This window comes from Flavobacterium sp. FlaQc-47 (assembly GCF_044006475.1).
Classification (GTDB): Bacteria; Bacteroidota; Bacteroidia; order Flavobacteriales; family Flavobacteriaceae; genus Flavobacterium.
Map to the genome: position 1 here is coordinate 795,377 of NZ_JBIPCQ010000001.1, position 14,562 is coordinate 809,938.

The 14,562-nt window shown below is 32.4% G+C and carries 18 protein-coding genes; 11 read left to right on the top strand and 7 right to left on the bottom strand.

Annotated features, from left to right (window positions below; translation table 11 throughout):
* Positions 1–20: 20 nt before the first annotated feature.
* The 6 genes from ACHRVX_RS03245 to ACHRVX_RS03270 form a co-directional block, all read right to left on the bottom strand.
* The gene (locus ACHRVX_RS03245) at positions 21–323 is read right to left on the bottom strand and encodes an antibiotic biosynthesis monooxygenase family protein (protein ID WP_395329122.1); all 303 of its coding nucleotides are present in this window, start codon (positions 321–323) and stop codon (positions 21–23) included.
* A gap of 172 nt (positions 324–495) precedes the next feature.
* Positions 496–1,911, bottom strand: coding sequence for an adenosine deaminase (locus ACHRVX_RS03250; protein WP_395329124.1), 1,416 nt, complete (start codon positions 1,909–1,911; stop codon positions 496–498).
* Between the two features lie 194 nt (positions 1,912–2,105).
* Entirely contained in the window at positions 2,106–2,390 is a 285-nt protein-coding gene (locus tag ACHRVX_RS03255) for a GNAT family N-acetyltransferase (protein ID WP_395329127.1), read from the bottom strand.
* A gap of 6 nt (positions 2,391–2,396) precedes the next feature.
* On the bottom strand, positions 2,397–2,792 hold the full coding sequence (locus ACHRVX_RS03260; RefSeq protein ID WP_395329130.1) for an OsmC family protein: 396 nt from the start codon (positions 2,790–2,792) through the stop codon (positions 2,397–2,399).
* A gap of 2 nt (positions 2,793–2,794) precedes the next feature.
* Entirely contained in the window at positions 2,795–3,676 is an 882-nt protein-coding gene (locus tag ACHRVX_RS03265) for a pirin family protein (protein WP_395329133.1), read from the bottom strand.
* Positions 3,677–4,048: 372 nt separating this feature from the next.
* Positions 4,049–5,149: a DNA alkylation repair protein gene (locus tag ACHRVX_RS03270; RefSeq protein ID WP_395329136.1), complete on the bottom strand. Its 1,101-nt coding sequence runs from the start codon at positions 5,147–5,149 to the stop codon at positions 4,049–4,051.
* A 345-nt stretch (positions 5,150–5,494) separates the two neighbouring features.
* Here ACHRVX_RS03270 and nadC point away from each other — a divergent pair, with 345 nt between their 5' ends.
* The 7 genes from nadC (at position 5,495) to priA (ending at position 11,508) form a co-directional block, all read left to right on the top strand.
* Positions 5,495–6,352, top strand: coding sequence for a carboxylating nicotinate-nucleotide diphosphorylase (nadC, locus tag ACHRVX_RS03275; protein ID WP_395329140.1), 858 nt, complete (start codon positions 5,495–5,497; stop codon positions 6,350–6,352).
* Between the two features lie 71 nt (positions 6,353–6,423).
* Positions 6,424–7,344, top strand: a complete 921-nt coding sequence (locus tag ACHRVX_RS03280; protein WP_395329142.1) for a YihY/virulence factor BrkB family protein — start codon at positions 6,424–6,426, stop codon at positions 7,342–7,344.
* Between the two features lie 4 nt (positions 7,345–7,348).
* On the top strand, positions 7,349–7,777 hold the full coding sequence (locus ACHRVX_RS03285; protein ID WP_395329144.1) for a DUF2147 domain-containing protein: 429 nt from the start codon (positions 7,349–7,351) through the stop codon (positions 7,775–7,777).
* Positions 7,778–7,792: 15 nt separating this feature from the next.
* Positions 7,793–8,527: a subclass B1 metallo-beta-lactamase gene (gene bla-B1-FLAV, locus ACHRVX_RS03290; RefSeq protein ID WP_395329147.1), complete on the top strand. Its 735-nt coding sequence runs from the start codon at positions 7,793–7,795 to the stop codon at positions 8,525–8,527.
* An 83-nt stretch (positions 8,528–8,610) separates the two neighbouring features.
* Positions 8,611–8,847, top strand: coding sequence for a hypothetical protein (locus ACHRVX_RS03295; RefSeq protein ID WP_395329150.1), 237 nt, complete (start codon positions 8,611–8,613; stop codon positions 8,845–8,847).
* Positions 8,847–9,005: a hypothetical protein gene (locus ACHRVX_RS03300; RefSeq protein ID WP_395329153.1), complete on the top strand. Its 159-nt coding sequence runs from the start codon at positions 8,847–8,849 to the stop codon at positions 9,003–9,005. Before ACHRVX_RS03295 ends, ACHRVX_RS03300 begins: the two co-directional genes overlap by 1 nt.
* 52 nt (positions 9,006–9,057) lie before the next feature.
* Positions 9,058–11,508, top strand: a complete 2,451-nt coding sequence (gene priA, locus ACHRVX_RS03305; RefSeq protein WP_395329156.1) for a primosomal protein N' — start codon at positions 9,058–9,060, stop codon at positions 11,506–11,508.
* A gap of 1 nt (position 11,509) precedes the next feature.
* Here the strand turns inward: priA and ACHRVX_RS03310 are convergent, their stop codons facing one another.
* Complete coding sequence (locus ACHRVX_RS03310) at positions 11,510–12,208, bottom strand: LytR/AlgR family response regulator transcription factor (RefSeq protein WP_395329158.1); 699 nt, start codon at positions 12,206–12,208, stop codon at positions 11,510–11,512.
* 176 nt (positions 12,209–12,384) lie between these two features.
* Here ACHRVX_RS03310 and rpsF point away from each other — a divergent pair, with 176 nt between their 5' ends.
* The 4 genes from rpsF to ACHRVX_RS03330 all read left to right on the top strand — a co-directional run bounded on the left by rpsF (position 12,385) and on the right by ACHRVX_RS03330 (position 14,151).
* Complete coding sequence (gene rpsF, locus ACHRVX_RS03315) at positions 12,385–12,726, top strand: 30S ribosomal protein S6 (protein ID WP_007810575.1); 342 nt, start codon at positions 12,385–12,387, stop codon at positions 12,724–12,726.
* A gap of 5 nt (positions 12,727–12,731) precedes the next feature.
* Entirely contained in the window at positions 12,732–13,028 is a 297-nt protein-coding gene (rpsR, locus tag ACHRVX_RS03320; protein WP_002987043.1) for a 30S ribosomal protein S18, read from the top strand.
* 66 nt (positions 13,029–13,094) lie between these two features.
* Complete coding sequence (gene rplI, locus ACHRVX_RS03325) at positions 13,095–13,535, top strand: 50S ribosomal protein L9 (RefSeq protein ID WP_213303198.1); 441 nt, start codon at positions 13,095–13,097, stop codon at positions 13,533–13,535.
* A gap of 142 nt (positions 13,536–13,677) precedes the next feature.
* Positions 13,678–14,151, top strand: coding sequence for a DUF6495 family protein (locus tag ACHRVX_RS03330; protein WP_395329161.1), 474 nt, complete (start codon positions 13,678–13,680; stop codon positions 14,149–14,151).
* The last annotated feature ends 411 nt before the right edge of the window (positions 14,152–14,562 follow it).

Below are 14,562 nucleotides of genomic sequence, written 5' to 3' on the forward strand. Positions count from 1 at the left end.
CAATCTGTAAAATCCGTGGGCTATATTTTATTCTCAAAAACGGTTTCAAAATGCTCTACAACAGGAAACGGTTCGTAATAATGATGTAAAATCTTTTTCCATTCCAGATACGCTTCAGAATTTCTAAAACCTACAGTATGATCTTCAAGCGTATTCCATTCGACTAATAAAAGATATTTATTTTCGACTTCAAGACATTTTTCTAAACGATGCCCTAAATAGCCATCAATAGACGAAATATATTGACTTGCTTTTGTAAAATCAATTTCAAATTGATTTGCTAATTCTGGTTTTATAAATAAGAAAACGGCTTCTAAAATCATAAGAGTAAATTAATTTTTATCTGCTTGATCTACAAAATCTGCGTGAAAAAAAATTCACGCAGATTTCGGAGATTTTAGCAGATTTATTTTTGATATTTATAATAAAAAAATCTGCGTTAATCCGTTTTAAGCCGTTTAAATCCGTGTGCAATCTCGCATAGATTGGTTCGTTTTAGTTTTTAGAAAATTTAGCTTCAAAAGTGTTAAATCTTGTATCCAAATCTTTCAATAATTGTTTTTTTACTGCTGTATCCTGAATAAAACTATAATTAATACTGTTGTAAACGTATTGTTTTATTGTTGCATACGAAACATCAGGATATCTTTTGGCAAGCAAAACATATTGTTCTGTCATATTGGTTCTCAGAATCCCCGCATCATCTGTGCTAATCACAATTGGCACATTAAATTCTTTATAAAGTGTAAAAGGGTGCCTGTTTTCTTTCACTTTTAAAATGAATTCATTGCTGACTAAATTAATCTCAATTGGAATACTGTTTTTGGCCATATATTTCAATAAATCATAAGAGTTTGCTTCGTAAGCAATATCAACTCCGTGACCAATTCTATTAGCTCCGGCAATATAAATTGCATCGTTAATATGCCAGGTCAAATCTTCGGGCTGGACCAATCCTAAAGTTAATTCTCCTGCATGAAGCGTATATTTTACATCAGGGAACTTTGAGTGGCAGTATTTAAACATGACCATATGCAACCAATAATCTTTCATGGAATTTTCGCCATGTTCCGGCGAAACAATGTTTACACCTGCAACTAATTTACTGTCGTTTGCAGAAATAAAAGCAATGCTGAGATTCTTGAATAAATCAACAGGATCCATAAAACGAAGTACAAAATTTTGATAACGCATTGTAAAACGTTCGTCGTCAATTTTTAAGTCCTTATGAAGTTTTGCTATAAAATTGGTATTAAAATCTGTGGCATATTTTTTAGGATCTTTCTGTTGAATTGCTTTATATAATTCGTCTAAAAGTTTCATCACTGCATTTTCATCTTTTTGAGATGCTGCTTTACGAAGTTTCGAGTTGAAATCAGTTAAATCAGCAACATTCATATCACACGGAATTGTTGATAGCTGTGTTTCAATATAAGATACATTTTCAGCAATGGCGCGTTTTTTTAATTCCAGTATTCCTTCAGCAAAATGACCTTTAATAGTGGGTTCAAATTTTTGAAAAGAGTCAAAAAATAAATCATCAGATGGTACAGAACCATTATAATCCTTAGCCGACCAGGTTTGCATAACTTGTTGTTGGTAAAAAGCCAGTTTTCCTTCGTTTTTAAGAGTGGAGAATGTTTGCCAATTGCCTTTTGAAGGTTTTGTTTTGGATACGTTCATCGATTCTAAATTCAGATAAAAATCTTCTGCAATGGCTCTTTCCAAAAGAGGTTCTGCATAAATTGATCCCGAAAAATGATGGTGTAAATCTCCGCCTTTAGGCATTTGTTGAAAAAAAGCTGTTAAGAGAGCTTCGTTATTTCTGATTTTTTCTAAATAAGTTTCAGCTGTTTGAGAAAAGCTGATTTGTGCTATGAAAATACAGAAAAGTGTAATTATCCTCGTCATACTCTAAGTTTAAATTACATGCAAATGTAATGGTTTTTGAGGAGATTTGAAAATTTTGTTTTAAGAGGTTCATAGGTTCAAAGGAGCAAAGGGACAAAGTTTTAGAAAAGATATTTTAATAATAATTAAAAAAGACGCACAAACGTGCGTCTCTATAAAACCTCTGAACCTTTGCTCCTTTGGATCTCTGTACCTTAAGAAGAAAGCACATCCCTGATTTCCTCTGTTTTATCAAAAACGCTTTTCGCGAAAGGACAAAGCGGAATAATTTTTAAATCATTGTTTCTTGCATAATCAACCGTAGCCATAAGTAGTTTTTTACCAACACCTTGTCCGCTGAAATCTTCACTTACTTCAGTGTGATCGATGATGAATTTAGAATCTCCCGCCCATGTATAGGTCATTTTTCCGGCTTCTTTTCCGTTTTCTACGGCTTCAAAAGACCCTCTTTTTATATCGTTTATATGTTGAATTTCCATGATAACTTATATTAATGTGGTTTTTATTTCGATTGAATGGGTGAGTGTTTTATGAATTGGGCAACTGTTTGCAATTGTTTCTAATCGCTCTCTTTGAGTTTGGTCGACTTCACCAATTACTTCTATTTTTCTTGTAAATAAGGATACATTTCGATCAGCATCTCTTTCAAAATCAATTTTGACATCAATTTCAGAAACATTCCATTGTTTGCGGTTGATGTACATTCGCAATGTAATTACCGTGCAGGAAGCCAGTGATGCTGCTAAAAGTTCTGTTGGATTTAATCCTAAATTTTTGCCGCCCAATTCCTGAGGCTCATCAGAGATTAAAACATTTTCGCTGGCTGATGTTATTTCCGTTCGATACAAGCGTGTATCAATTTTTGCTGATATAGTATCCATATTTATTTGATTCTTGGTTGAGGTAGAGGCACAAATTCGGTTTCACCCGGAACTTTTGGGAAAGTTTGTTCTGTCCAGTCTTTTTTTGCTTTTTCGATTAGTTCTTTATCTGAAGAGACAAAATTCCAAAATATAAAATGTTCTTCGGGAAAAGGCGTTCCTCCAAAGATATAAACGGTTGTATTTTCGGCTAATTCAAACTCGCATAAAGTGCTGTCGTTTGTAATTAAAATTTGTTTCGGATCATAAATATGTTCGCCGCTTTTAATGCTTCCTTCTAAAATATACAATCCGCTTTCGCCGAATAAATGATGTCCGATATTTACTTTTTTAGCCTCAGTGCTTTTAATTTCAATAAAATATAACGGACTATAAACAGGAACGGGGGATTTTTTTCCAAATGCTTCTCCGGCAATCAATTTATAAGATATCCCGTCTTCTTCCCAACTCGGAATAGCATCTGCTTCAACATGGGCAAAATTAGGATCCATTTGCTCTAATTCCTTCGGCAGTGCGACCCATATTTGTAAACCGTGCAGCATTTTATCAGAATGTCTTAAATATTCCGGTGTTCTCTCAGAATGTACGATTCCTTTTCCTGAAGTCATCCAGTTCACGGCGCCGGGTTTTATCTCTAATTCGGTTCCTAAACTGTCACGGTGCATAATGCTTCCCTCAAACAAAAAAGTCAAAGTCGAAAGTCCGATATGTGGATGAGGTGGAACGTCCATGTTTTCATGATCGCTTAAATGTGCAGGTCCCATATGATCGATAAATACAAATGGTCCAACAGCTCTTTTTTCACGGAAAGGCAATAAACGGCCTACCATAAAATTGCCAATATTGGCAGCGCGTTCTTCGATAATTAAACTAATATTTGACATGGTATTTGTTTTAGTTGAAGCAAAATTACAGTTGTAGTCGCAATCTGTAACTTAATTTAGATTAAGAAAATTTGTTTCTGGTATTATCTATAAAAGTAAGAAATAGAATTATAAGGATTTCATTAAAATTAAAAATATAACAAGAATTTCACGAATTTGCACAGATGAATTAGTGAATTATTGTAATTCCTGTGCTTTTTTTGTCAGGCTGACCGAAGTCGAAGTCTCGTTTGCTGAATCACTTTGCGGGACTTCGACTTCGCTCAGTCTGACAATTCGACTCCGCTCAGTCTGACAATATGGTTAAAGATTACTCTTTTCTCAGAATTGAAGCGTAGAAAATCAATTAATGTTAATTAGTGAAATTAGTGTTTAACTCGTCAATTCAAAATCAAGTGTTTCACTTTCAGTTCCGTTAATAATAATCGATAATTGATGCATTCCGGTATGAAAAACTCTAGTCGTAATGATTTTAAAAGATTGATTTCTGTCAACTTTAATTAATTGATTGGGCTGATAAATTTTCTCACTTATTTTAAAGACTTTTTTAGCTAAATGTCCTTTTGATTTTTTGTAATGAACGGCATATTCTAAACGAATCGTTTTAGCTTCGTTATTCTTATTATTCAGATGAAACTGAAACTGTAAATAATCACCAATTTTCACGATTGGTGTTTTGATTTCAAAGTTTGAAAGTTCAATATTAGTGCTTTCCAAGCCGTAATGGCTTAGAATTTCAGGATGTCCTTGTTTTAATAAAGTACGGGCGCCATGTTTGATGATTGCATCAGTTTCTTTGCTAAAACCAAACCATTTTTTTGCAATTTCCAGTACAATTTGTGGATTATCTTTGGCGATATCATTCAGGTTGTTGGCAACGCTTCGGCGTACATATTCTGAAGGATCATTTTTTAAGTTTTCTAAAATGGGCAGGATAGAAGCAGGGTCTTTTTTCAGAAACGGAATCGCCATTGCCCACGGTAATCTTGGTCGGCTTCCTTCGCTGGACAATCTGCGTACGTGATGATTTTCATGCAGCGACCATTTGGTCATTTCTTCGATCATTTTTTCTTTATATTTTATAATGAAAGGGCGAACGGCAAATTCACAGCTTATAAATTGTGTGATTGAAACAAAGGCTTTAGCCGAAATTTTAAAGTCATCAATACCATACATTTCAATATAATCGGCAAAGAAAATGAATGCAAGATTACCTTCTGTAAATTTGTTTTTCTTTAGATTCTCAATGATTTTATCAATTAATAAAACGGCTTCCTGAAAATTCTCCGGCATAAATTGATGCAAAACAATTGTGGTGTGTTTCATGCGATCCTTCCATTCTTTTTGGGAAAAATCGCCTTCGTAAATGGCTTCAATGAATTTTTGTTTGTCGAAAGCTGGATCCACTTCGGCGAACGCCTGACCAAATTTTTCGTAAAAAGCAACGGAGTAAATATCTTTAATTAAGCCCATAATTTGTTTGAATGAACTTCAAAGATATTTAATGTTTTTAATTATGATTATAGATTCTATGTGAAATTTTAAACACATAAAAACATAGAATTTAAATTATAAATAAAAGGCATTTTTAAAAAATCCGGATTTTAATACATACTTATGCTTATAAGCTATGTGAATTAATGCAAATGAAAAGCCTTTTTCGCACAACTGAAGATGTATGTTTCTATGTGTTTAAAAAATAAGCGTTTTCCTGATAATTTGGATGAATGTTTTTACTCTCAGGAAATTTTTCAATGACAGTAAACTTTCAAATCCCCAAAATATATCCTACTTTAGCATCTTATAAAATTAAGAAAAATGATTAGCGAAGTACAATTTCAAACCGAATTACAACTATTAATTAGCAACGCAATTCGCGAAGATGTGGGCACAGGCGATTATAGTTCATTGGCGTGTATTCCGGAAACGGCGCACGGACAGGCTAAATTATTAGTAAAGGATCAGGGAATAATTGCAGGTGTTGCTCTTGCAAAAATGATTTTTGAATATGTAGATCCAAAATTAAAGATCAAGACCTATATAGAAGATGGAACGCATGTAGAATATGGTGATGTCGTTTTAGAAGTTTCCGGAAGTTCCCAATCTATTTTAAAGTCAGAGAGAGTGGTTTTGAATACCATGCAGCGTATGTCTGCAATTGCTACAAAAACAGATCAATACGTTCAGCTTTTAGAAGGAACAGGCGCTAAAATTTTAGATACGCGTAAAACAACTCCAAATTTCAGAGCAGCTGAAAAATGGGCTGTAAAAATTGGCGGAGGTGAAAACCATCGTTTTGCATTATATGATATGGTGATGCTAAAAGACAATCATATTGATTTTGCCGGCGGAATCACACTTGCCATCCAGAAAACGAAGGAATATTTGAAAGCGAATAATTTAGATTTAAAAATTATTGTAGAAGCCAGAAATCTTGATGAAATCCGTGAGATTTTATTAAGTGACGGAGTGCACAGAATACTGATTGATAACTTTAATTATGAAGATACTAAAACCGCAGTTCAGTTAATTGGGTCAAAATGCCAAACAGAATCGTCTGGAAATATTAACGAAAAAACGATTCGTGAATATGGTTTATGTGGAGTCAATTATATTTCATCCGGAGCTTTGACACATTCTGTTTATAACATGGATTTAAGTTTGAAAGCGTTTTAAGTTTTGAATTATAAGTTATGAGTTCGGTACGAAAATCTAAAATCTGAACTCTAAAATCTAAAATCATAAATATGTCTCAAGAGATAGAAGATCGGATTGAAAAAGTTCCTGTAGTACGTTCTCTTGCCCGATTATTAAAGAGAATAAAATTACCGTGGTTAGAAGGGTTTTCGTTATACGATTTACTTGAATTATATACTTTAGGAATTCTTGAAGGTGCATTTTCGTATCATGCAAGCGCTGTTTCTTTCAGTTTTTTTATGGCTTTGTTTCCTTTTGCGCTGTTTATTTTAAACTTAATTCCGTTTATTCCTATAGATAATTTTCAGGCAGATTTCTTGTTATTTGTACAGCAAAGTGTACCTCCTAATACGTATGATGCAATTAATAAAATTATTAGTGATATTTTAAATAATAGTCATTCCGGATTATTATCGTCGGGATTTTTGCTTTCGATTTTTTTAATGGCAAATGGAATTAACGGAATCCTTAGCGGTTTTGAATCCTCTAAACATGTATTTGATAAACGTGGTTTTTTCAGTCAATATATAGTAGCATTGGCGATTTCGCTTGTTATGACCATTATATTGTTTGTTACGGTGGCAACAATTGTGGTTTTTGAGGTGTTCATTCAAAAAACAATTATTCAGGATGTGTTAAGTGATCGAATTCCACTGATAATTTTGGGTCGATATTTGTTTGTGTTATTAATGATCTTGATAACATGTTCAATATTATTGCGTTATGGTACAAAACAATATAATAAAGTGCCTTTTATAAGCATTGGATCTGTTTTTACGATGATCTTAATTGTTATATCTTCGTTCTTTTTTGGGATTTGGGTTATAAAATTCTCAAAATATAACGAACTTTATGGTTCAATTGGAACATTATTAATTCTAATGTTTTATATTTGGATAAACTGTATGATTCTGCTTTTAGGGTTCGAATTGAACGCTACTATCAGAAAATTAAAACAAAAAAACAAATAATATTATGAAAAATTGGATGTTAACGATTGGTGTTTTCTTTTTTGCATTGAGCATTCAGGCTCAAAGTGTTATTGGAAAATGGAAAACAATTGACGATGAAACCGGAGAAGCAAAATCTGTTGTAGAAATTTATGAAAAGTCAGGAAAGATATATGGTAAAGTAGTAGAGATACTTCGTGCTGATCATAAAAAAGATGTGTGCACAAAATGTGAAGGTGCAGATAAGAATAAACCAATTTTAGGTTTAAACATTATCAACGGACTTAAAAAAGACGGGGATGAATATAGCGGAGGAACTATTTTTGATCCTACAAGCGGCAAAAAATACAAATGTTACATAACACTTGAATCTGCTGATAAATTAAAATTACGTGGTTATGTGGGAATTTCTATTATGGGAAGAACACAATACTGGGCGAGAGTGAAGAATTAAATTTCATAAAATAAAATGCGAAAATTAGTTTCATTAATTTTTTTCTTAACCATTCTGTCGAATAGTTTTGGACAATCTAAAAATTCGCCATTACAAATAAGTCATCTTACGGGTGACTTTTATGTTTATAAAACATTTCATAATTACAAAGGAACACTGATTTCTGCCAATGCTTTGTATCTTGTTACAAATAAAGGCGTTGTTTTATTTGACGCACCATGGGACGAAACACAATTTCAGCCGTTATTAGATTCTATAAAAGCAAGGCATCATAAAGATGTTGTGATGCATTTTGCAACACATTCGCATGAAGACAGGGCGGGAGGATTAGAGTTTTACAGAAAAAAAGGAATTAAAACCTACACTATAAAATTAACAGACCAGATTCTTGAAAAAGAAAATAAAAAAAGAGCTGAATTTGTGATTCAAAATGATACTACCTTTAATGTAGGGCAACATACTTTTGAGGTTTATTATCCTGGAAAAGGGCACGCGCCGGATAATATTGTGGTTTGGTTTAATAAAGAAAAAGTACTTTACGGAGGCTGTTTTGTAAAAAGCACAGAGGCAAAAGATCTTGGTTATTTAGGTGATTCTGACGTAAAGGAATGGGAGAAATCTATTAAAAAAATACAGACAAAATTTAAAAATCCAAAATATATTATTACGGGTCATGACGGTTGGAAGGATCTTGGATCACTTAATCATACTTTAAAAATGGTGAAGGAATGTAATGCAGCGCAGCACTGATTATTGTGAATGTTCTTTGATTTGTATTATATAAAATAGCTTAATTTTGCTTATATTTGAAAACTAATTTAATTAGATTTAAAATGACAATAACTGATAAAAATATACTTGAAAGCTACTCAGATTTATTTGAGGGGCTAAGTTTTTCGAATAAGATAGAACTTATCGAAAGGCTTACAAAATCTTTAAAAGTTGCTAAATCTAAAGAGAATAATTTTTATAAGTCTTTTGGGGCATTTTCTTCTGAAAAGTCTGCAGAAGAAATTGTTTCTGAAATTAAATCCAACAGAAAATTTAAAAACACTGAAATTAAATTTTAATGAGATATTTACTTGATACAAGCATTTGTGTTTTCTTTTTAAGAGGAAGATTGAATCTTGATAAAATAGTAAAAGAATTAATCTTGGTTACTGATAATACTAAAGATTTTAAACTTTTAAACGGAATTCAAATGGAGAATTGGTTTGAAAGAGTTTAAATTTTTCTGATTTTTTTTTCAGATAGTTTTCTAAATCCTATAAAATATTCCCATGTTTTTTGTCGAAGTCGTTTTACCGCTCTCCTTAGCCAAAACCTTTACTTATCGTATTTCTGAGGCCGAATTTCATTTCATTAAAAAAGGAATGCGGGTTGCTGTACCTTTTGGTAAAAGTAAAATATATACGGCGTTGGTGATTGATATTCATCAAAACGACCCCAGTTTATATGATGCCAAAGAAATTCATCAGATACTTGACGAAAAACCTATTGCTACCGAAATCCAGATTAAACACTGGCTTTGGGTGGCAAATTATTATATGTGCGGAATTGGCGATGTGTATCGTGGTGCTTTCCCGACAGGATTATTGTTAGAAAGTGAAACCATAATCTCGCTTAAAGCGGAAATTGTAGTAAATGATTCTGAACTTTCTGATGATGAATTTTTGGTTTACGAAGCATTAAATCATCAAAGTTCGCTTAAAGTTCAGGAGATTATTTCGATCTTAAATAAGAAGAATATTTTTCCTATTCTTCAAAAAATGATGGATAAAGATATCGTCGTTTTAGAAGAGGAAATAAAAGAAAGCTACAAACCAAAACTGGTTCGGTACGTAAAATTACATGCCAAATATGAATCAGATAATGGTTTAGGAGAATTATTGGAGGTTTTAAAAAATGCGAATAAACAGAAGGAAATTGTTCTGGCTTATTTTCAAATAATGGCTTCTGAAAAAAAGCCAATTACAGTAAAAAAACTGATTGAGGTTTCAAATTCCACTTCTGCCACAGTAAAAGCTTTGATTGATAAAGAAATTTTCGAAGAATATCTTTTACAGCAAGATCGTGTTTCTTTTGATGGGAAAGCTTCTGAGAAACAATTGCAATTAAGTGGAGCTCAGGAAAAAGCTTTTAATGAAATCAAACAAAATTTTCAGGAAAAAGAAGTTTGTTTACTTCATGGTGTTACTTCAAGCGGAAAAACAGAGATTTATATAAAGTTAATTGAAGAATATTTAGTTACGGGAAAACAAGTTTTGTATTTGTTGCCTGAAATTGCGCTTACAACACAATTGGTTTCTCGTTTGCGACTTCATTTTGGTGATAAAGTGGCTGTTTTTCATTCAAAATACAGTAATAACGAAAGAGTAGAAGTCTGGAAGCAAACGCTTGAAAATGCTAATAAAGCTCAGATTGTGATAGGGGCGAGGTCGGCTTTGTTTTTGCCTTTTAATAATCTAGGATTATTGATTGTTGACGAAGAGCACGAACAGACTTTTAAGCAATCTGATCCTGCACCGCGTTATCATGCGAGGGATTCGGCTATAGTTCTGGCTAATTTTCATAATTCAAAAGTACTTCTGGGATCTGCAACGCCAAGTATTGAAACCTATTTTAATACTCAAACTGATAAATACGGTTTGGTGACACTTACAGAGCGTTACAATAATGTTCGAATGCCTGAAATTGTTTTGGTCGATTTAAAAGACAAACATTTCAGAAAAAGAATGACGGGACATTTTAGTGATCTTTTAATAGAAGAAATTGCGCAGGCGTTGTCTTTGGGCGAACAAGTGATTTTATTTCAAAACAGACGTGGGTATTCGCCTATAATTGAATGTTTGACCTGTGGACACGTGCCTCATTGTCAGCAATGTGATGTGAGTCTGACTTTTCATAAACATAAAAACCAATTGCGTTGTCATTATTGCGGTTATTCGATTGCAAAACCAACGCATTGTCATAGTTGTTCGAGTATTGATTTAACCACCAAAGGATTTGGAACAGAGCAAATCGAGCAGGAATTAATATCGCTTTTTCCCAAAGCCAAAACTGGAAGAATGGATCAGGATACTACTCGAGGGAAATTTGGTTTTGAAAAAATAATTGATTCTTTTAAGAATCGTGAGATTGACATTCTCGTTGGAACACAAATGCTTGCCAAAGGTTTGGATTTTGATAATGTAAGTCTGGTTGGGATTATGAATGCCGATAATATGCTGTATCATCCTGATTTCAGGGCTTTTGAACGTAGTTTTCAAATGATGACCCAAGTTGCAGGAAGAGCCGGAAGGTCAGAAAAACAGGGAAAAGTGTTGATTCAGACCTATAATCCGGATCACAATACAATCCAGCAAGTTACAAACCATAATTATATGGGTATGTATAAGGAGCAATTATATGATCGCCAGATCTATAAATATCCTCCCTATTTCAGGATTATAAAATTAACTTTAAAACACCGTGAGTTTGAAAAACTAAAGGAAGGTTCGATGTGGTTGTATCAGGTTTTAAGCCAAAACTTAGGGATGCCGGTTTTAGGACCTGAAGAGCCTGCAATTAGCAGAATAAGAAATGAGTATATTAGAACTATCCTGATTAAGATTCCGCAGAATTTACCTTTGGGAGGGACTAAAAAAACTATTCAGAAGATTTTGAATAGTTTTGAGGCTGTTGCTCAGTATAGAGCAATAAAGGTTATTGCCAATGTCGATTTTTATTAAATTATGACGACGTTGATAATGCTTTTACCAAATCTTCTTTTTTGTTTCGGCTAAGCGGAATTTTTGTAATACCAATCTCTGCAAATTTACTGTTGAATCTTTCTACCTTATCAATATTAATAATGTAAGATTTGTGTACGCGAATAAATTTTTCTTTTGATAAATCGTTTTCAAAAGATTTCATTGTAGAAAGTACCAGATTGCTGTCATCTTCTGTAACTACCCTCACATAATCTCCAAATGCTTCAATCCATTTGATTTTTGCCGTGAAAATCTTAAGCTTTTTAAGGTTGCTTTTGATGAATATATGTTCTCCCTCTTCCTCTTTGGCATCTTTTTTAAGTAAATGCATGTCAATTGCCCTTTTTACAGAAGCATTAAAACGATCTACAGCGATTGGTTTTTGCAGATAATCAGTAGCGTCATAATCAAATGCTTTTAAGGCATATTCAGCTTTAGAGGTAATAAATATAATTTGTGGCTTTGATTTTAGTCCGTCCAGGAAATCAAATCCATTGATAACGGGCATTTCTATATCAAGAAATATAAGGTCTATATTATTAAGAGAGATACAGCTTTTTGCTTCAATTGCATTAGAAAAATCCCCGATTAAGTGCAAACCTGGGTGATTATTAACTAATTTTGCAATAATTGTCCTCTGTATAGAACTATCATCAACAACAACACAGTTTAGTTTCATAACATTAAATTTAGAATAATTTCAGGATAGCAGTAGTAAATGTATTATTTTTTTGCAAAAAAAACTAAAGTCATCCTGTGTTTTTTACTTTATAACGAATAAAAGTAAAATAATGTTGTATATATAAATTAATTGGTTACTTTTGCACCCAATTTTAACAAATAAATATTGTATTTATGAATCATTATGAAACTGTTTTCATTTTAAATCCCGTTTTATCTGAGGTTCAGGTGAAGGAAACAGTAACGAAATTTGAAGAATTTCTTACTAGTAGAGGAGCTGAAATGGTGTCAAAAGAGGATTGGGGTCTGAAAAAGATGGCTTACGAAATCCAAAACAAAAAAAGTGGTTTTTATCACTTATTCGAATTCAAAGTAGCTGGAGAAGTTCTAATTGCTTTTGAAACTGAATTTAGACGTGACGAAAGAGTTATGCGTTTCTTAACTGTAAGTTTAGATAAACATGCTATTTCTTGGGCTGAAAGAAGAAGAGCCAAATTAAAATCTACTAAAGCTTAATTATTATGTCTACAATAGAGCAATCTGCAAAAGGAAAAAAAGACGGAGATATCAGATATTTAACGCCTTTAAACATCGAAACTAACAAAACTAAAAAGTATTGTCGTTTCAAAAAATCAGGAATCAAATATATTGATTATAAAGATGCTGATTTCTTATTGAAATTCGTTAATGAGCAAGGAAAAATTCTTCCTCGTCGTTTAACAGGAACTTCATTAAAATACCAAAGAAAAGTTTCTGTAGCTGTAAAAAGAGCTCGTCACTTAGCTTTAATGCCATACGTGGCGGATTTATTAAAATAATATTAAAAACAAAGTTGTTGGTTTCCGGTAAGATGGAACCTAACTTCTCAAATAAAGGACAACAACATGGAACTTATATTAAAACAAGACGTACAGAATCTAGGATTTAAAGATGATGTAGTTTCTGTAAAAGCAGGTTACGGACGTAACTTTTTAATACCTCAGGGTTTTGCTGCATTAGCAACTCCTTCTGCTAAAAAAGTATTGGCTGAAAACCTTAAACAAAGAGCTCACAAAGAAGCTAAAGTTGTTGCAGACGCAAAAGCATTAGCTGAATCATTGAAAGCAATTGAAATTAAACTTTTTGCAAAAGCAGGTGGTGAAAAATTATTCGGTTCAATCACGAATATTGATATCGCTGACGCTTTAGCTAAAGGTGGACAAGTAATTGATAGAAAATTCATCACTAGCGGTATCGTTAAACGTACTGGTAAATACACTGCAAATGTGCGTTTACACAGAGATGTAATCGTTGAATTACCATACGAAATTGTTGCTGAAAAGTAATCGTTTTATATACTATATAAAAATCCCGATGCAAATCGGGATTTTTTTGTTTAAAAGAAATAATTAATTAATCAGACTTAAGGTTATTTGCTCAAAGCATCTTGCTTAAAGCTTATAGCGTAAGACATAAAGCCTGAAAGAAATGAAATACGCAAGATTAACAAAAGAGCAATTTGATGAATTGCACGCAGAATTCGCTAATTTTCTGGCGACTCAAACTATTGATAAAGCAGAGTGGGATGCTATTAAAATAAATAAGCCGGAAGTGGCAGAACAGGAACTGGATGTTTTCTCTGATTTAATCTGGGAAGGTGTTTTATCAAGAGCCGAATATTTAGAACATTTCTCTAAAAATCATATTTTCTTATTCAAATGTTTTGAAACAGATGTGCAATCTATAGTCTTAAAATCACTGGTTCCTGAAACGGATTTTTTAACTAAAGACGGCTTGCAATGGCTAAGTGATAATATGTTTACTGAAAACATAGAAATGAAAGTTGGAAAGAAAGTATTTACTGAAGATCGAAATGTTTCTATTTTTGAACTAATTCAGCAAGGTGCGTTTTTAAGTGACGGTCAATTGTTCACCCAAATCAATACTATTATTGAATCATAGTTTTTAAGCTGATATTATATAAAAATGGTAAGTAGTTGATGTTAAATTATTTACCATTTTTTATTTTTTTAAGAATTGTTTAAACTTTTTTATTTTTTTTACCCCGTATTTATACTTGTTTTTTCCTAATTCTGCAAAGAATCATTTTTATAGCTTTAAATTGTAAGTTTTACTTTTCAATTTTTATTTTACACCTGTTCCTCAACCGATTGCGCTGTTTTAAAAGTAATACTAAACTTACTTTTTGTTGTTTTATAAAAAACAGATATTTAATTTTGTGATATTTATAACAATTTTTTTTCATCATAAAGTCCTTGTTTTTCTGATGGTTTCGAGTTTTTGTTTAATGTTTTAATTTTTAATGTTAAAAAAAATAAGAATTTTATTCTTGTTTTGCATTTTAGTTTTTTA

Coding starts and splice junctions, on each gene's coding strand:
- ACHRVX_RS03330 (WP_395329161.1), top strand. CDS start 13,678: ATGAAATACGCAAGATTAACAAAAGAGCAATTTGATGAATTGCACGCA.
- ACHRVX_RS03300 (WP_395329153.1), top strand. CDS start 8,847: ATGAGATATTTACTTGATACAAGCATTTGTGTTTTCTTTTTAAGAGGA.
- ACHRVX_RS03265 (WP_395329133.1), bottom strand. CDS start 3,676: ATGTCAAATATTAGTTTAATTATCGAAGAACGCGCTGCCAATATTGGC.
- ACHRVX_RS03260 (WP_395329130.1), bottom strand. CDS start 2,792: ATGGATACTATATCAGCAAAAATTGATACACGCTTGTATCGAACGGAA.
- ACHRVX_RS03285 (WP_395329144.1), top strand. CDS start 7,349: ATGAAAAATTGGATGTTAACGATTGGTGTTTTCTTTTTTGCATTGAGC.
- bla-B1-FLAV (WP_395329147.1), top strand. CDS start 7,793: ATGCGAAAATTAGTTTCATTAATTTTTTTCTTAACCATTCTGTCGAAT.
- nadC (WP_395329140.1), top strand. CDS start 5,495: ATGATTAGCGAAGTACAATTTCAAACCGAATTACAACTATTAATTAGC.
- ACHRVX_RS03270 (WP_395329136.1), bottom strand. CDS start 5,149: ATGGGCTTAATTAAAGATATTTACTCCGTTGCTTTTTACGAAAAATTT.
- ACHRVX_RS03250 (WP_395329124.1), bottom strand. CDS start 1,911: ATGACGAGGATAATTACACTTTTCTGTATTTTCATAGCACAAATCAGC.
- priA (WP_395329156.1), top strand. CDS start 9,058: ATGTTTTTTGTCGAAGTCGTTTTACCGCTCTCCTTAGCCAAAACCTTT.
- ACHRVX_RS03255 (WP_395329127.1), bottom strand. CDS start 2,390: ATGGAAATTCAACATATAAACGATATAAAAAGAGGGTCTTTTGAAGCC.
- ACHRVX_RS03280 (WP_395329142.1), top strand. CDS start 6,424: ATGTCTCAAGAGATAGAAGATCGGATTGAAAAAGTTCCTGTAGTACGT.
- ACHRVX_RS03310 (WP_395329158.1), bottom strand. CDS start 12,208: ATGAAACTAAACTGTGTTGTTGTTGATGATAGTTCTATACAGAGGACA.
- ACHRVX_RS03245 (WP_395329122.1), bottom strand. CDS start 323: ATGATTTTAGAAGCCGTTTTCTTATTTATAAAACCAGAATTAGCAAAT.
- ACHRVX_RS03295 (WP_395329150.1), top strand. CDS start 8,611: ATGACAATAACTGATAAAAATATACTTGAAAGCTACTCAGATTTATTT.
- rpsF (WP_007810575.1), top strand. CDS start 12,385: ATGAATCATTATGAAACTGTTTTCATTTTAAATCCCGTTTTATCTGAG.
- rplI (WP_213303198.1), top strand. CDS start 13,095: ATGGAACTTATATTAAAACAAGACGTACAGAATCTAGGATTTAAAGAT.
- rpsR (WP_002987043.1), top strand. CDS start 12,732: ATGTCTACAATAGAGCAATCTGCAAAAGGAAAAAAAGACGGAGATATC.